Here is a 21,983-nt window from a genome sequence, read left to right on the forward strand (position 1 = left end):
TATTTACTATCGCTGCTATAATCAAACCGTTATGAATACCACGTTTTAGCGGCTTGCGAGGCTAGCAGAATAAATGGTTTGATTGGCACTGGTCCACAATTGAAAACCGTCAACAGAGGCCAAGATCTATTTAAGTACGTTCAGGAGAACAAAAAAATATGGATGTAAAAAACGATTCTAAAGAAAGTTCATTGTATGCCTTGTCGCTTCTTTTTTGTCAGTCGGCGTAAATGCAGGAACCATGGTGGAGGGAAGCGCTCTTGCTGCCGAACAACATTGAGTTCGTGCGAATGATGCGTAAGACGCAACTTAAGATCCCGCTAAGGCAAAAGGCCTGCCAGAAATGCACGCAATACGTGACTTGTTTAAAGGGCTTGTGATTTAAGATCGTGATGGCAACCTCGTTCCAGGAGTTGCGAACCGTGGGAAACAAAAGACAACCAAACGTGTGTTTTTCACCTAAATAAAGATGCAAAATGGTCTAACGGTGATGCCTGTTACATCCGACGATTTTGTTTATGCCTTGAGGCGAGCGCTTGATCCCAAATTAGCCTCACACAATGTTTGGTACTTAAAATGACCAAAATTTAAAATATTGCTGATGTGGTGGAAGGGAAAAAGCCTTTGGAAGCGCTTGGTATCACCGCGGTCGACAAGCATACTGTCCGCTTTGAGTTAGAGGGTAAGGTGCCATATTTTATCGTGATGTCATTACTAACGGCGTGACACAAGTTGGTCACTTACCGGCGTACACTTTTGCTCATCAATATACGGCTGGATTTGACGCGACCACGCCTGAGTACAGTCGATGGACACAATCACAACGAGATGAAAAGGCGCGTCAATTATTGAGTAATACAGGCTACGGTGACGATAATCCGCTCGACTTTACGTTATTGTACAACACCAGTGAAGCAAACAAATTGATGGCCATTGCTTCAATGCTGAAGAAAATTTTAGGTGCGAGTGTCAACTTAGAGAATCAAGAATGGAATTCGTATCTAGTGGCGCGCAAGCCGGGCGATTTTGATGTGATGCGAGCGTGGTGATTACAATGAAGCATCAACGTTCTTGAGTTTGTTGAGTTCTGGATCGTCGGGCAACTTTGCACGTTATTGTAGTGATAAATACGACGAAATAATGAATACTGCTCTCGCGGCGGTCGATGAAAAAAGCCCCAATCGGATAACCGTTGGGGCTTTTGTAATTATTAGCGGATATTTTGTTTTCTTCGAGTATAAATTCGAGAGGTCGATTTTTGTGTATCTGGCTTGGGGGCAGTCAGTTTTAGTACGGCTTTTTGTAGCATTAAATTATTTGGATAAGTAATCAGGTTGCCGTTGTCGTGCTTTATTAACACGTGGAACATACTGATTTCTTGGATCTCGCCACAAATATCTTCGTCTTTATCCACGACTTTGATTCGATCTCCAACACGGTAAGGAAACACAAAGAAGATAAGGAAACTGGCCGTTATATTGCTAAGAATCGACCATTGTGCGATGAATGCTACCCCTAAGACCGCAAAGATCGAAGATAGAAATAGGGATACATCACCGTATCCGATGCCGGCCACTATCGCAAAAAGTGATGCGAACAGGAACAAAAAGGTCACATTGAAGCAGCGTTGGATAAAGCTAAGTCGGGCTTTATTTACGCCTTTCGACTTGGCCAAATTAAGGATTGCGCGATTCGCGATCTTTTTCAGTACCTGGTAAGCAATTAAAATAATGATGGCCATCAATACCTTATAACCGACAGATCCTGCGGTAAAGTACTGGCCAATTTGATCTAGGTGGATCCAATGATTCATTTATTTAGATGAAAGAAAATTATAAAGTCACGTTTTATAGCCTATTTTTGCTTCCAAGTAACCACAAATTTATGGCGTCAGCCAATAGCCGTCACGTAGTAGCTTGCAGTACAAGGTTTGATATTCAACCCTCTGAATGTTAACGTAATGTTGTGTTTGTTGTGTTTGTTGTGTTTGTTGAGTTTATTATGCGAAGGTTTCTGAAGGCGCTAGTGTTATTCATATTGGTTGCGTGGCCCATTGTCGTATCCGCTTATAACGATAGTCAGCGACTGGCACAGCATGTTGGTTTGGACGCAAATAACATTTCCACAATCATGTTTGATCACAAAGGTTTTATGTGGATTGGTACGCAACATGGGCTATACGTTTATGATGGCTATCAACTTCAGGATTTTAAGCCAAACTTTAATGATCCGGGTTCAATAAATGCGATTGATATTCGTAACTTATACCAAAGTAAAGACAACAAGATCTGGGTCTCTACCAATAGTGGTGGCTTAAGTTGCTTTAATCTAGCGACGAATACCTTTACAAATTTTAGGCACGACTCTAACGACAGTAATTCGATCAGTAATGATAGCGTTTATGACGTTATTGACGGACCGGATGGTCATCTTTGGGTCGCGACACAGATAGGTTTAAACAGACTAAACAGAAGTACGGGAAAAATCACTCGTTTTTATAAGCAACAAAGTAATGTTCATTCACTTCCTAGTGACTATGTCTATAAATTATTTGCAGATAGCAAAGAACGACTTTGGGTCGGCACGTTAGGCGGAGGGTTGGCTTATTGGCAAGAGGAGAGTCAGAGCTTTATCTCGTTTGATCTCGGTGATGGGGTTGATGACGTTTTTTCTATCGAAGAGGATGATTCCGAAAATTTGTGGATAGGCACAAGGGAAGGATTATTCAAAGTTGACTTAAATAATATGCAGTCAAATGAGATAGAACTCACCTCGTTAATGAAAAATAAGTTAGCGATTATCTCATTGCATTATGCGGGAAATCACAAGCTTCTTCTTGGAACGTATAAAAATGGGTTGCTGGCTTATGACGTAAGAAATCATAGGTTATCGAGCAAACATGTCAGGCAATCGATTGAGTCTGATGCCGTCACAAGTATTATTGAAAACGAGCAAGGTGAGTTGTTTTTCTCAACATGGGGCAATGGCCTGCACCTTTTAAATGGTCAATTGGCAGAGGTTTTCTTTAACAAAGAGATAGATGACCATTGGTTCTCAATGCGAGATGTCAGTGCAGTACTGGCGGATCCGCAAGAGAATATCGTTTGGTTAGGGTCAATAACGCAAGGTTTGCACAAGATTGAAAAACATTCAGGTGAATGGATTAAAACTCACGCCGATTTGCCTAACGTTGATGTAAACAGCATTTTTAGTATCGAAAAAGCGGCAAATAATGATCTGTTTGTTGGTACTTCAAGTGGTCTTTGGCATTTATCTGCCCAAGGTGAAACACTCCACTTCTTTCAACATGACGCGAGTGAACAAAAATCGATAGGCAAAGGGTTTATCAGAGCGGTTAAGCAAAGTTCTGATGGTAACGTTTGGGTTGGTATTGGTGGTAGTGGCTTATATAAATATCACATTGATACTAAATCGTTCTCTTCTTATAAGCATGACGCAGAAAATCATCACTCTCTTAGTGGTAACTATATCACCGCATTAATGGTTGAGGACGATTATCTTTGGGTTGGTACAAGATCAAATGGCTTAAATCGCTGCCGTGTTATCGGTTGGTACTGTGAAAGGTTTCTTGTCGATAATAATTATCTAAGTCATTACTATATTTCAGATATTGAAAAGGATGTTAATGGTAATATTTGGATTGGCACCGATGGCGGTGGATTGCACAAGGTCGTCTACAGAAGTAAGAATGATATTTCCGGGCTTGAAAATATACCCGGCGTGACCTCACCAGGAGAATCGATTAAATCAATATTAAGTCAGGATGATGGATCTATTTGGATTGCTACAAATAAAGGGGTCTCAATCTACAGACCGCAACAGCATAGTTTAAAGTTAACCAATAATATATTATCCAATATAGGCTCATTTATTATAGGTTCGAAAGCAAAGGATCGGACACATAACTTGTTAGGGGCTCAGAATGGCTTGGCGATTTTAAAAAGAGACAATAACTATTTACCTTCCACCTCTTTTCCATTACGTATTACTCGGATCAATCACGATACCTTTTCGAGATCTATTGCTCACTTATCGATCCAAGATGGACAGCAAATATCCATTCCATGGGGAGGTATGCTAACGGTTGACTTCGCATTGTTGGATTTTAGTGCCACCAAGCATGAATATGAATATAGGTTAACGCCTTCTAGCCATTGGCAAGCCTTAGAAAACAGAAATCAAATTAATTTTTTTAATGTAGAGCCCGGATCGTATCAACTTGAGGTTAGAGGAAAAGGCAGCAATGGCCGTTGGAGTGAGCCTGCAAACTTAAGTATTGATATTGTTCCTCCATGGTGGCGAAATATAAACTATATAGGCCCTCTAGCTTTATTGATTATATTCATCGCGATAAGTTATCACCGGTATCATATGGCCAAATGGTTAGCTCACTCTACACGTCTCAATCTTATAAAAGTGCAGAAAGAGTTGGCGATTGATGAGCTTAAGAGTAGGGAAGCAACACTAAAGGATGCCTATCGAGGAATAAGAGACCTGACAGCAAAAATTCAAAATGCCAAGGAAGAAGAGAGAAAGTCCATTTCAAGAGAGCTGCATGATCAATTTGGTCAATCTTTGACCGCGACTCAAATCAATTTACAACTATATAAAAAGGAACACCCGGAAAACAGCATCAGAATTGATGATTCGATAAAAATTGTTCAAGCGATGATAAAGCAGGTACGTAGTATCTCTTTCGATTTAAGACCGAGCATTTTAGATGATGTCGGCTTGATCGCGGCACTAAATAATTTACTCCACAAGATGTCATTATCTTTGGAACACCCAATAAAATTTGATGCACAAGTTAACTTTCCGATGATTCACTCTCAGCTTGCAACGACGCTGTTTAGAATCATACAAGAGTCAGTGAATAACGCGATACGTCATTCAAAAGCAACAGAGATTGTGGTTCGTCTCAGCTTTAGCGAAAGCCTTATTACAGCTGAAGTTAAAGATAATGGAATGGGTTTTAACGTGAATGAAATTAAAGAGAAGGTGATAAAAGGCAAACACTTAGGGCTATTGGGAATCGAAGAAAGGGTATTAACGCATAACGGAAAGTTAACGCTAAACTCTCAACTCGATAGTGGGACTTCTGTTTTAGTTGAGTTTGAATATGAAGAATAACAGCACAGTGGTACTTGTAGACGATCATGAGTTAGTCAGAGCAGGTATAAGAACGTTATTAGGTGCAATAGAGAGTATTGAGGTGGTGGGTGAGTGTGGGGAAGGATTGGATGCTCTTCCTATATTAAAACAGTTGACTCCTGATCTTGTCGTTCTGGATATTTCTTTAAAAGGTCTGAATGGCATAGAGTTAGTCAGTCTGATAAGAAAGCAAAATACGAATATAAAAATTCTCATGCTATCAATGCATAATAATGTTGAATATGTAGCAAAGTGTTTAAGAAATGGTGCCCAAGGTTATTTATTGAAAGACTCTGCAGTCGATGAGCTAGAGCCTGCTGTGATGAATGTTTTAAGTGGTGATTCATACATTAGTCGAGAAGTCGATGAGAGTATGCTAGACAAGCTGTTGTTGGATGAAAATACACCCACGTCACTTTTGGAATTATTAACCAGTCGACAACGACAAATCCTTCAGTTGATTGCAGAAGGATATTCTACCAAGCAGATAGCCGATAGCATTCACGTGAGTATTAAAACGGTTGAAACGCATAGAACGCATATCATGAAACGTTTGAATATCTTCGATATAGCGGGCCTCGTTAGATTTGCCATGGAAAAAAGATTAATCCAATAACAAACCACCTAAGCTTAAGCCAGTCGATAGACCGGAGAATAGACCCTCACCCTCATAGTGCTCACTACAATGCTTTATTCAAATGTGTTGCGTGTGTTATCCGATTTCTTAACTCTGTGGTAGAGCAAACCTATGATTATAGTCCAGCAAATAGGTTGTGGGTGGTTATTAATTAAAAATGTGATCATTGTATTTATTTAGTCAAGATCTTCAATAAATTAAAACCAAAAATCAGGGATTCCCTGATATCGCGATGAATAGCTATTCGTTATGTTGATTTGTGGTAGTGCATCTACCTAATAAATAAAACATTAACAAGGATAGCTAATGAAATTTAAACCACAGATGGTAGCGCTGTTGTCAGTGCTCATGCTGCTTGCTCCAATATCACAAGCCGCCAAACTTATCCCCCAAAACCTCAAGCAACTTATTTCTGAATCAGAGAGCATTTTATCAGGACAAATACAAACCGTATCTGATGGCATTTCTGATCAAGGCATCCCTTATACCGAGGTGACTATTAAGGTCAGCTCCGCCGCGAAGGGGGCGCATGCTAAGGGATCAAACTACACATTTCGTCAGTTTGGCCTAACAAAGCCTCGCACACTTCCGAATGGCACACAAATGTTAGCGGTATCCCCAGAGGGCTTCCCTCGCTGGAATCAGGACGAAGCCGTTATCGTATTTATGTATAAAGCCGCGAAGCTCACAGGATTGCGCACTACGGCAGGTATGGCACATGGCAAGTTCAATGTTCGCGGCAACAAGGTCGTTAATGAGTTTAATAACTACGGAATCTTTGAAAATCTCGAGTTTGCCGATGGCGTTCTTTCTCCATCAGAACAAGCGATGTTGCAAAACCCAGGCGCTTATAACGCAGCAGACTTTATGGGGCTAGTTGGCAAAGCCGTGTCAGAGCAATGGATCAGCAATGGGAAGATGAAATAATGAATATTAATAAATTAGCGATCGCAATCACCACCTTGCTCACAGCAAACCATGTGATGGCCGCAGGCCCGTTACTGACAACCGATGATGGTGCTCCCTCCCCTTACGTATGGGATACGTCAAAAGGCTCAATTCCTGTCTATGTCGATGGAGGAGAAGCGTTTACCTATGACTATGATGGCAGTGTGTTTTTATCTATTGAACGCGCGAATGAAATTACCCAGTTTGCTTTCGACGAGTGGAATAATGTAGAGACATCCACCTTTAAAGCTGACATTGTTGGGACGATCGAAAGCCAAACTGGGCTTGCTGATGTAACCGGAGCCAACGCCGCTCAGATCTATACTCAGCAAAATGGTTATGGTTTTTGGGTGCTCTACGATACTGACGGCAGTATCTTAGAGAACTTCTTTGGCGTACCGAAAACCGCTGTTTTGGGGATCGCCTTCCCGGAAATTGCCGATGAGAACAATGTCATTATCGAAGCGACAGCGGTAATGAATGGTTGGAACGTGTATGTCACTGATACCGAAGGCAACCAAGTAGCAGGTGTGTTTACTCACGAATTTGGCCACGCCATCAACCTCTCTCACTCGCAAACCAATGGCCATTTGGGCTACATGAGTCATCCGCTAAACCCACACTTCCCTGGCGTTGAAGGGTGTGAGGTGGCTCCTATTCATGCTCATGACGCACCCGATTGGTATGGTCCTGTGAACAATGCCGATCCGGATATTATCGAAACTATGTTTCCATTCATTAGCCACAATGGTGCGGGTGGCGTTAGCCAGAGCACCATCAATGTGTTGGATGACAAAGTCTCGATTTCTAACCTCTATCCAACCGCAGGTTATAAAGCCAACTACGGCTCAATTGAAGGGACGCTTCGTCTAAAAGATGGCTCTACTGAGTATAGTGGCGTCAACATTATTGCTCGCAATGTTGATGATCCATTATTTGATGCGGTGTCGGCTCAATCGGGCTATTTGACGCAAGGCAAAGTTGGCCCAGATGGTTACTTTAAAATTAACGGACTTACCCCAGGTCAGCGTTATGTGCTGTATACCGAAGAAATCACCCAAGGTGGTTACCCAACACAGCAAACACCAATCATTTCTGTTGCGGAATATTGGAACGAGGGCGAAGGAAGTAACCCAGTGTCAGATAACCCATGTGACGCGACTCCGATTGTAGCGCAAGCGGGAGAAACGAAGCAGGCAGATTTAACCTTCAATGGCTATACCGACGGTATCCATTTTAGGCCGATTGTGAACGCGCACCTTACTGATCTTGCGAAAAATGGTAAGTCCTCGATGGGCACCATCATGGGGGTTGGTTTTACGTGGGTTGAAAACAAAGGATTTGAACTATTACCGGACTATATCTCCGTCAATTCTGGTCAAATGAACCGCAATGGGACAAAGCTACTGGTTAACTCCGATCATGACAGAAATGGCATCAGTGAGCCGGCTATCTGGACTGATGCACACGGTCCAACACCTCTCGGTGACTTAACGGGTAACGCTTGTGGCGGCGGTGGCATGTTTGGAGCTCAATCGGCTTCTGCGTGGGGCATAGACGATGCAGGTAATACTGTTGTTGGCTTGGCGTATAAAGACGCGAATGGTAATGGGAGCTGTACGGAATACTCAAAAGGCGAGCTAGTCCCATTTGTCTGGACGCCTAACAAGGGCATGCGAGAGCTAGATACGCGCAATGTTGACTGGAATCGCTATAGCTGGGCTCGTGCACATGGTATTTCGGGTAACGGTGATGTAGCTGTAGGTTCGCTTGATGGCTGGGAAGCCATCGCTTGGGTTAATGAAGGGGAAATGATCAATCTTTATGACGAAATAGGCGCAATTTCGGCTAACGCAGTATCCCAAGATGGCAAACAGGTTGCATTGGCAACCGAGCAAGGTACCGTTCAACTGTGGGATCACACCAAGAAAGGTCACGCTGCCTTTACGGATATTGGTGGCCTGAAATGGTGTGAAGATGTGCCGTTTGGATTTTGGGGCAGCAATGCTTGTGAAGAGATGGGCGTCGATTGGGTTCACGATTGGGTTGGTGAATACGCACCGTTAACCCCATTTGATATGAGTGACAAAGGCGATGTGATTATTGGTCGTTCTGGCGATTTCTGGGCGGGCTTCACGGGCGCGATTTATATCAAAGGATTAGGTTGGATGACACTTGATGACTTCTACAGCAAGCAAGGTGTACTAGAAGCACAAAATGCTGCGATGGATAACCCTCTCTCGCTTAACGGCTCGGGATCAAAAATGGTTGGCGGTGTCGCTGGTGCCATGATTTCTTACCATGTTGATATGTCACAAGTTTATGTGTGTGAAAATGGCTCGTCAGTGAAAACAGGTTTCCCGAATGGATTGATTCAGAAAGTGAAATCCGGGGCGGAGTTTGGACGCTGTGAGCATCTGAACTAGCGGCTGCATTTTCATCTTCATTAAGGTGGTGGGTGTTAGCCCACCACACCTTTGCTCACGTCAATTTCAGAGGCGAGGGCATACGAAAAACGCATTGATTTTCTGGGAGTGGATGTTTCCAGAAGCACTTACCTAAGTGAGCCATCAAGATGGTTGAAGTGACAGACGGTAAGTAACCATATTTAGGGAAAATTATGAAACTGATCAATAAAACGCTGATTGCAGCAAGTATTTGCTTATCCTTTAATGCTTACGCGGCGGATGACCGTTATATCATTCAGGTCGACAGTGCAAATAAAGGTGTGGTTAAAAACTTAGCCAAAAAGCTAGGTGCGAACATCAACGTTGAAGGGGAGGCATTTTTCTCCGCCACGTTTGCGGGTAAAGACCTTGCCACGGTAAAAGGGCTACTGAACAACCCACACATCAAGCTGATTGAAGAAGATGCGAAACGTGAATTGTTTAGCTATAGCGATGATATTGGTGATGCGCGTGAAACACAAATCACCCCTTATGCTATTTATCAATCGCAGGCTCAAGCACTGACGCTGCAAGCTAATACAGGAATGAAAGTGTGTGTGATCGACTCCGGTTTGGATCGCTCCAATGCCGATTTTGAATGGCAGTACATTACGGGTGATGATGATGCTGGGACAGGCAGTTGGGATCAGCATGGCGGGCCTCATGGTACTCACGTAGCGGGAACCGTTGGTGCTGCCGATAACGGATTTGGTGTGATAGGTATGGCTCCTGGTGTACCGATGCATATCATCAAAGTGTTTAATGCCGAAGGTTGGGGATACTCTTCTGATCTCGCGTATGCGGCAGAAAAATGTCAAGCCGCAGGGGCAAATATCATCAATATGAGCTTGGGTGGTGGGCGTCCAAATAGTACAGAGGAGAACGCCTTCAAAGACTTTACCGCAGCAGGTGGCTTAGTTCTTGCCGCGGCGGGTAACTCTGGTAATGATGTTCGCAGTTATCCAGCGGGCTATGAATCGGTGATGATGGTGGGGGCGAATGATGCCAATGATGACATCGCGGTGTTCTCTCAATTTCCGCCTTGTACAACGGTTTACACCGGGAAACGAGGTAAAGATAAAGAGCAAATCATTGATAGCACGTGTGTTGAGGTGACCGCAGGTGGTGTGAATACCTTTTCAGCTTACCCTGCGGATATGGCCGTTACTTCCGTGCTGAATGCTGATGAGCAAACCGTCTCGTCCACTGGTCTAGATAATTCAAGCCAAGGTTACGTATCTGGTGATGTTCACTTTATGGGCATTGCGGACGCTATTGATAGCAATGCAGCCGGTAAAATCTGTCTTATTGATCGCGGTGTTATCTCCTTTAACGACAAAGTGATGAACTGTGAGGCTTCGGGCGGTATTGGTGCGGTTGTGGTCAATAACGTAGAGGGGATGCTTTATGGCACATTGGGTGAAGAGACAACCTCAACCATTCCTGCGGTAGGCACCGATTTGAAAGACAGAGATGTGTTGCATGCCGCGACTAACTTGAGTGTTGACATCAGTAACTCTGATTATGGTTTCATGAGCGGCACATCGATGGCAACGCCTGCGGTTTCTGGCCTTGCAGCGCTGCTATGGTCAAATCATGCTGAGTGTACCGGTAATGATATTCGTGATGCGCTTAAGCAAACTGCATTTGATGCGGGTGCCTCTGGTCGAGACGATTACTTTGGTTACGGCATCGTAAAAATTGCGGATGCACACCAGTACTTATTAACAAATGGGTGTAATGCAGCGCCAGTAGTTGATATTCAATTATCAACAGAGACCTACACGTCTAAGCGAGGTGAAAAGGTGGATTTGACATGGTCAGGCGCAACCACGAGCAAAGTGAATGTTTATCGTAACGGTGCTGTTATCTCAACAACCGGAAATGATGGTACGTTTACCGATACGTTGGGCGACGCCTATGGCATGTACACCTATCAAGTTTGTGAGCAATCGAGCAGTAACTGTTCAGATTTATCAAGCGTGTCATTTGATTAAAGAGTATCGTTAAACAGTAAAAAAACGAGCGCCCGTTTGTGGCGCTCGTTTTGTCTATGCCTTTTATGTGGCTGCTCACCACTTGCAACCGTCGCTTTCGTCTCAAACCTGTACATCAGTAAGACTATCCGATAAAAATATTTGCTGTTATCGAGTAAGCTATGGAATACAGGGCCAAAATGGATTGGCATAAACCTGAGATCAGAATCAAAAGTGGCTATGGTTAAGCTAAGTGGATGTTGTCAGGAGAATTTCATGGAAGAAGATGAAAAGGCAATTCTGGGGTTAGTGGCGATTGTCGGTGTGGTGTTGCTGTGGGTCTTTCTGGAAGAGTTCCGCTATTTTGGCTTACCTTTTACCCCGTAAAACACAGCGCTTTACGGGGCGTTAAATGAAACCTGGCTTGCTTGGTTAACCTTCTTTACTCGTTTACTGCTCGTACTTTGCCTTGCTTTAAGTCATACAAGACTTTTGCTTTCGGACCATCAGCAATGATGCTACCTTTTTCCATCACAATGACGCGATCGACAATGTCTAGCATCGAAGTCTTGTGCGTGATCAGTATCAGCGTTTCACTTGGCTTAAGGTACGCCAACTGGTGCTTAATATGCATTTCTGAGCGATTATCCATTGCGCTGGTTGGCTCATCCATTAATAAGATTGGGGGGCGACCGAGGAATGCTCGCGCAATATTGACGGCTTGACGCTGGCCACCAGATAACATCGCACCGCCTTCGCCTACTTGGCGCTCGAGTCCGGCTGGGTCCGATTGTGTAAACGTTGTCACACCTGCGCGGTTGGCGGCATCAAGCACATCACGGTCGTCAGTTAACGGTCGGCCTAAAGTAATGTTATCTCGAATCGAGCCAAAGAACAGGTTCGAATCTTGCGATACACAGCCGATATTGCGGCGAATGTCCACATGATGGAGCTGTTCTATGTCGGTGTCATCAATACGAACATGCCCTTCTGTTGGCTTATATAGGCCCATAATCAAGCGCTCAAGGGTGGTTTTACCTGAGCCGATACGGCCAATGATCGCCACTTTCTCTCCCGGGTTGATGGTCAGACTCAAATTACGAATAGAAGCAATGGGTGCTCCTGGGTAGTGAAAGGTGACGCGGTCAATGTCAATCTTACCTTGCACGATAGGACGATGAATGTAGCGTTTACCTTCTTCTTGTTCGTCAGGCATTTCCATCACTTGGTTAATGATAGTCATGGATGACTTTGCTTGGTTGTAGCGAGTAGAAAGTAATGAAAGTTGCACGAGAGGCCCAATCGCGCGACCGCTTAACATGGTTGCAGCAATAAGGCCGCCCATGGTTAGGTTGCCCTCGGCTATTAAGTAAACACCGAGAATGATCATTCCAACATTACTACTTTGTTGCACGAAACCTGCTGCGTTTTGAATACTATCGGTGATTCGACGGCTTTTGATGTTCCAGTTCGCCATGTGCGCGACGGCCTCTTCCCAACGGTATTGGAATTGACTTTGTGCACTGAGCATTTTCACGGTTTCTAATCCTGCTAAGCTCTCAATCAAGTTGGCGTATTTCTGTGAAGCAAGACGAGAACCTTCTTCAATTGAACGACGCAGTGGCCCTTGAATCAAGAGTGAGTGAATCACCAGTATCACGACACCAATCATTGGCACATACACCAAATCGCCCGCCATCAACCAAATGATGACTAAGAACAGAATGGCAAATGGAAGATCGATAAGCGCACTCACGGTTGCGGAGGTGAAGAACTCCCGGATGGATTCAAACTCTTGTAGATGACGAGCAAACGCACCGACAGAAGGGGGTTTGGACTCCATCCGAATGCCCATCACTTTGCTAAATAGCTTAGAGGAAATCAGAATATCGGACTTTTTACCCGCTACATCGATGAAATAGTTTCGTAGTGACTTGAGTAAGAAGTCAAACAAGAAGACCAAGAAGATGCCGCTTGCCAGCACCCACAAGGTCTCAAACGCGAGGTTTGGTACCACTTTGTCATACACCAAGCGAGTGAACATTGGTGCCGCAATAGCGAAGATGTTGATGAGCAGGGAAGCGATGAGCACATCGCGATAAATGCGTTTTGATTGCCACAAGGTTGACCAGAACCAGTGACCTTCATTCGTTTTGAGCACTTCAGGAGAGCGCTCGTCATAACGGAATTGCTTTTTAACTAAAAAATAGCGACCAGTGTACAGCTCAAGTAGGTCTTCTAATGGAATGGATATCGGAACCATTCCGCTCTCAAGGGTGGTGACTTCGGCTTCTTGCTTCTCTAGATCGATACTGTTGAGAACACAAGAGTCACCCCCTTTAAGAAGTAAGATAGCCGGTAGGATTAAGCTAGAGATATTCGCCAGCTCGGCACGGTTCTCCTTGGCAACCAATCCGGCCCTTTCCGCCGCTCTTGGTAGCAGGAAGGGGGTTAGTTTGCCCTCAGAGAGCGGAAGCCCATTAATAAGCGCTTCTGGAGAGTTGGCTAATCCGAAATAACGGCTAACGTAAATGAGCGAGTTCAGTAAAGGGTCTTTCATCCTTGGTAAACCTTTTAATCCTTATCAACGATGAAACCTTGGAATACCTCAACAAAGTGTTCGGTGAGGAAGTCCAACTGAATTTGTGTCTCAACACGCGATGCAATGGTCGTGATGCCCAAGTTGTGAGCAGTACGAGAGATCGAGGTTAAGGTGAATTTCTGTTTTTCGTCGTGCAGATTGTGGGTGAATAGGTAGTCCAGTTTGACGTAATTCGGACGGAACTCCTGAATGTACTCAAGCGATTGGAAGTTACGGCCATAGTTGTCGACACCAAACTCTGCCCCCGATTGACGAAGGGCATTACATAGTAGCGCCGTGTGGTGAGGATGCTCAATGTAACACTCTTCTGGGATTTCAAAGTGGAGCATTGGTGCCACTTTCGCATGTTTATAGAGCGTGCTAGTAACCCAGCGGATAAAGGATGGTTGAGATAAACTACTTTGTGCGATATTGAGCGCAACGGGTTCGGTCAGTTCACCACTTTCCAGCATGTTAATCATCGATTCAATCACGTATTGATCGAAGATATCGGTCGCTTCAAGTTGCTCTAGAGCAAACAGGTATTGGTTGGCACGATAGGACTCACCATCTTTCTCAATACTAGAGAACACTTCTTTATGGAATACTTTGCCCCAGGTGTTCTTTGCTGACTGAAAGCGGAACTTAATCCAACCGCTGTGGATTGCCTCTTCCACCAGTGCTTTCCATTGCTGTTTTCCCATCAAGCTCGATGGGCTATCGCTGCCAATAAAACCGTACGCTTTGTCTGGCTGTGCTTTTGCTTTAGAGAGCGCATTATCCACAAGAGAGAGCACTTCTGAACGTGACTTCAGGTCTTTACTGTGTGCCACCCCCAGAGCGACTTTAGGTTTTGCCAAGCCCGTTGGATCAGTATTGAGACCATTGACACAGTTGATGATGGTGTCGGCGATAATTCTTAGTTCGCTCTCGTCCATGTGTGGGAAAAGCAAACCAAATTCGTCGCTAGATAGACGAGCGATGGTGACTCCAGGTACATCGATGGTGTTTTTCAGACGTTGAGATAGCTCTTTCACGTGGGCATCAGCGCGTTGGTAGTCTTTCGTCTCGTAGATGTCACCAATATATTCTGCATGGAGTAGCGCGATACCCCCCTGAGTTTGTTCTGCTAACCATTGATCAACTTGGGTGATGTAGAAAGAACGATTACCAAGACTAGAGATAGGATCTAGGTACGCTTGTGCTCGCAATCGCTGCGCTTCTTTGGCCTGTTCTTTAAACGACAACTCAATTTGTGCAGACATCATGTTGATGCCATCGACGACTGCGATCAAATCTTTGGTTTTTGGACGAGTGAGTGGGTCGCCAAACTGGTTGTTGGCAATCTCATGCATTTTTTTCACGATCGCCGCTAACGGTTTGAGCGAACGACGCAGGATGTAGGAGATAGAGATTAAACCCGCTACGAAGATGATACCAAAGGCGGTCAGCAAGCGAATAAAGCCTTTCCATAGCTGTTCGTATGCAGCGCCTGGATGGCTAATGATCTCAACTTCTGCAAGTTGCATCCAACCGCTGGTGACCACTCGCTTATCGTGGATAGGCTTAAAGAGGTTAAGGTTGATAAACCATTGCGGCACCGTGCTTGGTTTGACTGGGTAAGAGCGCACAACTTGGTAGTCAGAATCAAGTGCAGTCAGGCGAACCACAGAATAGGTACTGCCGTCGAACAGTGCATTAATGACCGACTCAACCGCTACCTTGTCTTTGTCTTTTAGATAAGGAGCTAGTGCTAAACCCACGGTATTAATGGTGTTGTTGACCTCTGAACGTTGCTGTTGCTCCAAGCTGTCCCGAGTAGTATTGAATTCGATTACGAATACTGATGCCATCAAGAGTATAAAGACCGTAACCATTCCCACTACAAGCTTTTTATATAGGGTCATGTTTTTCACTCGTCATAGTTAATTATAGGTTTATTTAACTGCAACTTACGTTCGCGCGAGCGTAAGTCATTCCAAAGGCTCAAACGTGATGATTCTCCTGCTAGTTCTCCCGTACTAGCTGCAGATTTCATTAACCACAGGTCTTTACCGTTAAAACTGTATATCGGTAGCAAATTGCTACGCTTGGAGGCTCGAACTATCTTTGGATTGAGGTTATCAAGGATGAGCGGCTCTGAGCTGGCTGTTGGGTAGTAGGCTAACACCATATGAAACTGATTAAGTTCAATGGCCTTAACGTAGACTAAACGCATCTTTGAATCAGGGATGCCTAGCTCTAACAACGAGAAGTACTTTGCAATGGTAAAATCTTCACAGTCGCCCGCATTGCTGCCCAAAAATTCAAGGGGGGTTGCCCAATAGTCATTTTTCCCCCACAGTTTAATATCGTCAACGAAATACAGTTGATTGAAAAAGTCGTTGACGGCATTTAGCTTCTCCCGTGGTTCAAGTGCTTGGTAGACATCGAGATTGCTGCGCCATGTTTTGACGCGCATCCCCGCTCGTTCTCCATAAATAGAGGTGACCGTATCCACCCAACTCTGCTCTTTGCTGTTTAGCGCTCCAATTTGAAACGAGAAACAACTTAAACAGGCTATCAATGTTACTTTACGCTTCAAATTAGGGGGCATACTCGACTCGTAACACAACTGTTCTCTTCCATTAGGTTCGTCTATGAGAAATAATCGCTTTTTTGTTAAGCCGCTACCTATAATGCAGTGAGAGAGCATTGATACTACTCACTCTTTTAGTGCATTGGTTTTTGCGTTTAAAATTGGTTTAAGCAGGTACTCTAAAACGGTTCGCTTGCCAGTGATAATGTCGACCGAAGCGGTCATTCCTGGAATGATAGGCAAATCTTCGTTTTGACCGAAATTCGTCTTATCTGTTCGTACCCGGACAATATAAAAGCTGTTACCTTCTTCATCTTGTGTCGTATCGGCACTGATGTGTTCCAACTCGCCTTCTAAGCTGCCATATTTAGTAAAGTCATAGGCGGTTAATTTTACTATCGCATGTAAGTCAGGGCGTAGAAAGGCGATGTCTTTCGGCGCGATTTTGGCTTCAATTAATAACGTATCTTCTGTTGGCACGATCTCAACGATATCCATGCCAGGTTGGATCACGCCACCAACAGTATTGACGTTTAAGGTATTAATTTTACCCGTTACTGGCGAGACTACAACGGTTCGATTTACTCTGTCTGCTAAGCCCACGGCAGATTCTACTAGCGCAGACAACTGGTCTTGGGTGTGATTGAGTTTCTCTTGTTGCTCTGAGCGGAACTTGAGCGCCACATCAATGCGATTAAGCATCGACTCTTTGATCGACGATCTGATCATGGGTACTTTGAGTTCACTAGATGTCATTTCGCGACGCGTATCGTTCACTTGACGCTGTAACTTCAGCAATTCGATGCGTGGCACGACGCCTTCATCCGCAAGTGGCTTCGTGATATCGAGTTCTTTTTTTGCAAACTGGTAACTTTGACGCAGGTTGTTTACTCGAGCTTGAATTTCAACCAAGTCTTGTTGTTTCTGTTTTACTTGCTGATCAATGACGGACAACTGGTTTCTTAGGTTGTCTAAGTCTTGTCGGTATTCGGCTTTTTGACGGTGAGTCAGTTTCGGTTGGGTTTCTTCCAACATCGGTGGAAAAATGAGCTTGCCGTAGTCAATAATGACGCTGTCTTCCCAGTCTGCTACTTCAAAGTCACGGTTAACCCTCACACTAGTGATGGAAGCTGAAAGTTGTAACACGGAAGCGGTCAAGTTGGCGACTTGCTGCTCGCGCTCGCGAAAGTCAGAGCGGAATCGTGTATCATCAATGAGTAGTAGCTGTTGGCCTTTTTCAACGAGTTGGCCCTCTTTGACTAAAATTTCTTTAACCAAGCCTCCTTCTAGGTTTTGCACGACTTGGATTTGTGAAGAAGGGATCACTTTGCCTTTGCCGACAGTGACTTGATCGATTTGCGCCCAAGATGCCCAGCCAATTGCCGCAACAAAAAATAGCACCATAACCCAAAGCATCACGCGAGCGCTGTTTGGGGTGTTGAGGAGTAAAGCGGCGGTTTTGTCATCGACAAAATCCAGCTCCTCTTCACTGAGTTTGTTGTAATTGTCTCGGCTCATCACGTTCCTTGGATTACAAATACGAATTATCTTCTTGATCTTATTATTATTAACTGTGTATGTCAGCATGTATTTGTTAATAAAAGTGTGTGGAAAACTTGCGGATTGCGCGGCTAGAACATTTTGAACTCTGACTTATCCAATTGATGCTTTTTTAGTTTGTCGTATAAGGTTTTTCGAGATATTTGTAGCTCGAGCTGCACCTCTTTAAGCCTCCCTCCATGTCGCTGCAGGGCATCAAACAATAGGCAATACTCAAAGTGCTCCGTGCGTTGAGCCATGCTTTGAATTTCAATACTCTTTTCACTGTTCCATTCTTCGATGCGAAAGGTATCTGGCTTGAGTGCGCGTAACTCGGCAAACTGGCGTAATTGTTTAATATTCTCAGGCCAGTTAAGCTCAGTGAGCTGGGCGATCTCTTCGGCTGTTATGTGCGGTGGCTGTAATTGATATCGGCTAGCGGCATGGCGGACGAAGTGCTTATATAGCGGGCCAATGTCTTCTTTTCTTTGGTCTAAACTCGGTAAATATATCAAAGTGGCCAGTGTCTCCATATCTGCACTGACGTTGGTGGCTGCACCAAACACGCGTTGCAATCTAGGGTCGTTAAATAGGCATTGCCACTGTTCCATTGAAATATTTTCCGCATTGTGTAGGTATAAACTGCAATGGTCTTTTCCTTCGGTGAGCAGATGAAGGGCGCTATCGAAGGCATCAGATGATAAGTCGCATAAGTCGTCTCCTGATGCGGCGATCAATTCGCTATCAGCTAAAGCGTGTATGTCATGTGAAAACTGGGCGGCTAGCCTTCGACCTGTACCATTTTGTCCAACAAAGATAAGCGGTTGATGAGGAGCTGTGCTGATCAAGGTGCGACGGATGTTGACCATGGCTTGACTGTGGCCAATCATCTTGGGGCCAACATGGGTCTGCATGTCGAGCTCCTTTTTCAACCATACGTTTTCACGCAATAGGGTAAGCTTGTCGCTTGCGTTGTTGAGAGACTTTAATAGTTGCTCGGTAGAAAAAGGTTTTTCTAAAAAGTCGTACGCACCACTTTTCATCGCTTTTACCGCTGTTTTCACATCACCATGACCGGTCAATACGATGAATTGAAACTGGTGGTTTTTACCGAGCAATGCATCCATAAACTCCAAACCGTCCATTACAGGCATATGGATATCGGTAATGATGATGCTGGGAGAGTGCGGATCTATTACACGTAGCGCTTCAACTGCATTGGGGAAGGTGTTGACATCAATTCCCTCAATAAGCAGAGCTTGAGTGACCGCATCGCGGATATGCGGATCGTCATCCACAAAGAAAACCGGGTCACGCATGCGCACCTTCCTTTTGTTTATTCTGCTGTTGCTTATTAAAAGCGTTTACGATTGGCACCGAGATGACAAAAGTCATACCGGCAATGCGTTGTGTGTTGCTATCAAAATGATGATGGACACTCAGTGAGCCTTGATAACTTTCTAGAATACGTTTTGATATCGTCAAACCGAGTCCAAGCCCCTCAGGCTTGGTGGTAAAGAATGGATCGAATACTTTTTCCAACGCCTGTTCTGACATGCCAGGCCCATTATCAGAAACTAAGATGTCACAATGTAATTGATGATGTTGAATGGCAATGGAGATCTGTGGATCGATACCATGTCCTTCCATTGCTTGAGCTGCATTATGAAAAAGGTTAATCAGCACTTGTTCTAACTCGACATGGTGAATCGCTAACTGTAAGTCGTGTGCAATGCTAGGCACTTTGAGTGTCACGCCTTGCTTGATCAGTTTATTGCTCAGAATGCTGGTGGCGTTGTGCACGGCATCATGCAGTATCGAAATTTCGTTCTGCGGACCATTATCGGCTTTGCGAGTGAAAATTTTGAGCCGTGCGATGACTTCAGCAATGGTGTCATTGAGGGTAAGCATCTTGTCTAAATTGCTCTCAACCATTTGGTAGCGCTCCATGGTCATCAAGCGTTGTGAATTTTCCGTATAGGTTTTTAGTGCGGCGAGCGGTTGGTTGATTTCATGATTGATGCTAGCGGAGAGCTCACCTAATAGCGCTAGTTTCGCTGCTTGAGTCAGTTCTTGTTGGGTCTGTTTGAGTTCTTGTTGGCTTTGTTCATATTGACGTACGGTTTGTTGTAGTTTGCGATTGGCGTCGCTAAGCACTAAGGTTCGTTGTGTCACTTTTTCTTCTAAGCTGATGTTCATTTGAGCTAAATGTGCTTTGTTGATCATCATTTGTCCCCATGCTAGAGCAATTAATGCCAGCAGTGCGAACAAAATGAGAAAGATCACATCTGCTTGCAAAACGGCGTTTAAAACTTGCTGCTGGCTAACGAGTGCGATAACACGAAAACGCTTATCAAACAGTGGCGTCACGTAAGCGAAGTAGTCAGGTGACCTCAACAGCTGATTGTCGGTGAATTCAGTGTCACCACTTTGCGCCGTTAAGTCACCACGATACAGCGGTAATGTGTCGCCGTATTGACGAGTTTGATTTAGCTCCGTGCGAGCTGACTCCGATAGTGGGAAGAGGGCTCTATAACGCCAATTGGGTAAATTTGTCATAAAGACGACATCGTGCACGCCCGTAACCAGCACGCCTCCCTCATGCTGAATAAGACGTTGCTCGAGCTGTTCTAAATTGACCTTTATGGTAATAACACCTGCTACTTGATTATTGATCCAAAGTGGCGAGGAGGAGAAGTAGCCTCGCTTATTAGAGCGTAAACCAAGCGCCACATACTGCGCTTTTTCACCTTTGAGTGCATTTTGGAAGTAAGGACGAAAACTAAAATTGGCACCGATAAAGCTGTCAGCTTGTTGATAGTTACTTGAAGCAATGACTAACCCGGTACGGTCGTGAACGTAAATCGTATCGGCCAAGCTTTGTTTCAACCAATCAGACAGCAATAGGTTGAGGCCTCGAGATGGCTGGCCTAATTCAACCGCTGTTAATAAGCGAGGATCGTGGCTAAGAAGACTGGGGATCTGCTCAAATTTTGCTAACTCGTAACTAATTTCTTGCGCGGTTTGAGAGGCTTGTTTTTCGAGTTTATTTTGCCATTGTTCATATTGGTATTGAGTTGCGTATTGATGAGTCAGAACAAGGCCGATCGTTCCAATGGTAAGCAATAACGGTAAAAAAAAATAGCGTAGGTTTTTTGGGTGGGATAAATTCACGTTCGGCTCACTTGTTTTTAACGTTATGTTATCAAAAGGTATTTAGCGATGCTGTGAGCCGCAGCGAGAATGAGAGATAACATTTGTTGAATTCGCTTGATGAGTGATGCGATGGAGCGTGAGATTGACGATTGCGTGGCTTAAGAACGGAGTCGGGGCGGTTTGCTGTCCTTGAATTTCATCCTCATCAAGCGCACAATCAACAAAAACGAGTCAAGGAGTGAAGATGGAACTTGCTGATATTCGTCGTGAGTACACAAAAGGTGGCCTGCGTCGGAAAGATTTAAAAGCAGATCCGATTGATCAATTTAACCTGTGGTTATCGCAAGCGGTAGAAGCTGGATTGACCGATCCAACCGCAATGACGGTCGCAACCGTGGATGCGAACGGCATGCCGTATCAACGCATTGTTCTGCTGAAAAACGTCGATAAAGATGGCTTTGTGTTCTATACCAATTTAGGCAGCCGTAAAGCGCAGCAGCTTGAGCACAATAGCCGTATCAGCTTGCATTTCCCTTGGCACCCACTTGAGCGTCAGGTTCACATTACGGGTGTTGCAGAAAAGCTGACTGCGATGGAGAATATGAAGTACTTCACTTCTCGCCCGAAAGATAGCCAATTAGCAGCGATTGCCAGTAAGCAAAGTAGCCGCATTTCTGCTCGTGGGGTACTGGAAGGTAAGTTTTTAGAGTTAAAACAGAAATTTGCTAAAGGTGAAATCCCAGTCCCCACCTTCTGGGGTGGTTTTCGCGTTAAACCGCAAAGCATCGAGTTTTGGCAAGGCGGTGAGCATCGTTTACATGATCGCTTTTTATTCGAGCACCATGAAGGCCGATGGGACATCGAGCGTCTTGCGCCATAAGTTTTGCGATTTAACTAGATAGATAAACACCGCTCATTTTGGCGGTGTTTTTGTTTGTGGATTGAGTGA

General features: G+C 44.5%; 13 protein-coding genes and 1 pseudogene. 7 read left to right on the top strand and 7 right to left on the bottom strand.

The genetic code is table 11. The features are described 5' to 3' along the window. Positions 1–190 precede the first annotated feature (190 nt). Positions 191–1,173: pseudogene (locus tag ACVA54_RS02320) on the top strand (ABC transporter substrate-binding protein); the annotation flags it as partial. Between the two features lie 37 nt (positions 1,174–1,210). On the opposite strand, the gene ACVA54_RS02325 reads toward ACVA54_RS02320, so the two are convergent. Continuing rightward, the gene (locus ACVA54_RS02325) at positions 1,211–1,813 is read right to left on the bottom strand and encodes a mechanosensitive ion channel domain-containing protein (protein ID WP_446608616.1); all 603 of its coding nucleotides are present in this window, start codon (positions 1,811–1,813) and stop codon (positions 1,211–1,213) included. A 212-nt stretch (positions 1,814–2,025) separates the two neighbouring features. On the opposite strand from ACVA54_RS02325, the gene ACVA54_RS02330 reads away from it, so the two are divergent. The 5 genes from ACVA54_RS02330 to ACVA54_RS02350 all read left to right on the top strand — a co-directional run bounded on the left by ACVA54_RS02330 (position 2,026) and on the right by ACVA54_RS02350 (position 11,201). Beyond that, positions 2,026–5,151, top strand: coding sequence for a sensor histidine kinase (locus tag ACVA54_RS02330; protein WP_446649373.1), 3,126 nt, complete (start codon positions 2,026–2,028; stop codon positions 5,149–5,151). Continuing rightward, the gene (locus ACVA54_RS02335; protein ID WP_099078454.1) at positions 5,141–5,788 is read left to right on the top strand and encodes a response regulator; all 648 of its coding nucleotides are present in this window, start codon (positions 5,141–5,143) and stop codon (positions 5,786–5,788) included. The genes ACVA54_RS02330 and ACVA54_RS02335 overlap by 11 nt, the downstream gene beginning before the upstream one ends. 327 nt (positions 5,789–6,115) lie before the next feature. Beyond that, positions 6,116–6,736 (top strand): hypothetical protein, encoded by a 621-nt coding sequence (locus ACVA54_RS02340; protein ID WP_099078455.1) that lies wholly within the window; start codon positions 6,116–6,118, stop codon positions 6,734–6,736. After that, positions 6,736–9,183, top strand: coding sequence for a hypothetical protein (locus tag ACVA54_RS02345; RefSeq protein ID WP_446619085.1), 2,448 nt, complete (start codon positions 6,736–6,738; stop codon positions 9,181–9,183). Before ACVA54_RS02340 ends, ACVA54_RS02345 begins: the two co-directional genes overlap by 1 nt. A 194-nt stretch (positions 9,184–9,377) precedes the next feature. After that, positions 9,378–11,201, top strand: coding sequence for a S8 family serine peptidase (locus ACVA54_RS02350; RefSeq protein ID WP_099078457.1), 1,824 nt, complete (start codon positions 9,378–9,380; stop codon positions 11,199–11,201). A gap of 421 nt (positions 11,202–11,622) precedes the next feature. On the opposite strand, the gene ACVA54_RS02355 is transcribed toward ACVA54_RS02350, so the two are convergent. The 6 genes from ACVA54_RS02355 to ACVA54_RS02380 all read right to left on the bottom strand — a co-directional run bounded on the left by ACVA54_RS02355 (position 11,623) and on the right by ACVA54_RS02380 (position 21,094). Continuing rightward, the gene (locus tag ACVA54_RS02355; protein ID WP_099078458.1) at positions 11,623–13,740 is read right to left on the bottom strand and encodes a type I secretion system permease/ATPase; all 2,118 of its coding nucleotides are present in this window, start codon (positions 13,738–13,740) and stop codon (positions 11,623–11,625) included. Positions 13,741–13,754: 14 nt separating this feature from the next. After that, the gene (locus ACVA54_RS02360; protein ID WP_099078459.1) at positions 13,755–15,668 is read right to left on the bottom strand and encodes a bifunctional diguanylate cyclase/phosphodiesterase; all 1,914 of its coding nucleotides are present in this window, start codon (positions 15,666–15,668) and stop codon (positions 13,755–13,757) included. 5 nt (positions 15,669–15,673) lie between these two features. Further along, on the bottom strand, positions 15,674–16,357 hold the full coding sequence (locus tag ACVA54_RS02365) for a transglutaminase-like cysteine peptidase (protein ID WP_119464198.1): 684 nt from the start codon (positions 16,355–16,357) through the stop codon (positions 15,674–15,676). 108 nt (positions 16,358–16,465) lie between these two features. Next, a complete protein-coding gene (locus tag ACVA54_RS02370; protein WP_446579192.1) occupies positions 16,466–17,857 on the bottom strand; it encodes an HlyD family type I secretion periplasmic adaptor subunit in 1,392 nt (463 codons plus the stop codon). Between the two features lie 113 nt (positions 17,858–17,970). Then, on the bottom strand, positions 17,971–19,197 hold the full coding sequence (locus ACVA54_RS02375) for a sigma-54-dependent transcriptional regulator (RefSeq protein WP_446579193.1): 1,227 nt from the start codon (positions 19,195–19,197) through the stop codon (positions 17,971–17,973). Then, the gene (locus ACVA54_RS02380; RefSeq protein WP_446649397.1) at positions 19,190–21,094 is read right to left on the bottom strand and encodes a sensor histidine kinase; all 1,905 of its coding nucleotides are present in this window, start codon (positions 21,092–21,094) and stop codon (positions 19,190–19,192) included. The genes ACVA54_RS02375 and ACVA54_RS02380 overlap by 8 nt, the downstream gene beginning before the upstream one ends. Before the next feature lie 184 nt (positions 21,095–21,278). On the opposite strand from ACVA54_RS02380, the gene pdxH reads away from it, so the two are divergent. Then, positions 21,279–21,914 (top strand): pyridoxamine 5'-phosphate oxidase, encoded by a 636-nt coding sequence (gene pdxH / locus ACVA54_RS02385; RefSeq protein ID WP_099078463.1) that lies wholly within the window; start codon positions 21,279–21,281, stop codon positions 21,912–21,914. The last annotated feature ends 69 nt before the right edge of the window (positions 21,915–21,983 follow it).

It is taken from the genome of Vibrio sp. PNB23_22_6 (assembly GCF_052877535.1).

Excerpts from the sequence above, each read along its gene's own strand:
- ACVA54_RS02350 (WP_099078457.1), top strand. The coding sequence starts at position 9,378 with ATGAAACTGATCAATAAAACGCTGATTGCAGCAAGTATTTGCTTATCC.
- ACVA54_RS02335 (WP_099078454.1), top strand. The coding sequence starts at position 5,141 with ATGAAGAATAACAGCACAGTGGTACTTGTAGACGATCATGAGTTAGTC.
- ACVA54_RS02360 (WP_099078459.1), bottom strand. The coding sequence starts at position 15,668 with ATGACCCTATATAAAAAGCTTGTAGTGGGAATGGTTACGGTCTTTATA.
- ACVA54_RS02365 (WP_119464198.1), bottom strand. The coding sequence starts at position 16,357 with ATGCCCCCTAATTTGAAGCGTAAAGTAACATTGATAGCCTGTTTAAGT.
- ACVA54_RS02370 (WP_446579192.1), bottom strand. The coding sequence starts at position 17,857 with ATGAGCCGAGACAATTACAACAAACTCAGTGAAGAGGAGCTGGATTTT.
- ACVA54_RS02345 (WP_446619085.1), top strand. The coding sequence starts at position 6,736 with ATGAATATTAATAAATTAGCGATCGCAATCACCACCTTGCTCACAGCA.
- ACVA54_RS02340 (WP_099078455.1), top strand. The coding sequence starts at position 6,116 with ATGAAATTTAAACCACAGATGGTAGCGCTGTTGTCAGTGCTCATGCTG.
- ACVA54_RS02355 (WP_099078458.1), bottom strand. The coding sequence starts at position 13,740 with ATGAAAGACCCTTTACTGAACTCGCTCATTTACGTTAGCCGTTATTTC.
- ACVA54_RS02325 (WP_446608616.1), bottom strand. The coding sequence starts at position 1,813 with ATGAATCATTGGATCCACCTAGATCAAATTGGCCAGTACTTTACCGCA.
- pdxH (WP_099078463.1), top strand. The coding sequence starts at position 21,279 with ATGGAACTTGCTGATATTCGTCGTGAGTACACAAAAGGTGGCCTGCGT.
- ACVA54_RS02375 (WP_446579193.1), bottom strand. The coding sequence starts at position 19,197 with ATGCGTGACCCGGTTTTCTTTGTGGATGACGATCCGCATATCCGCGAT.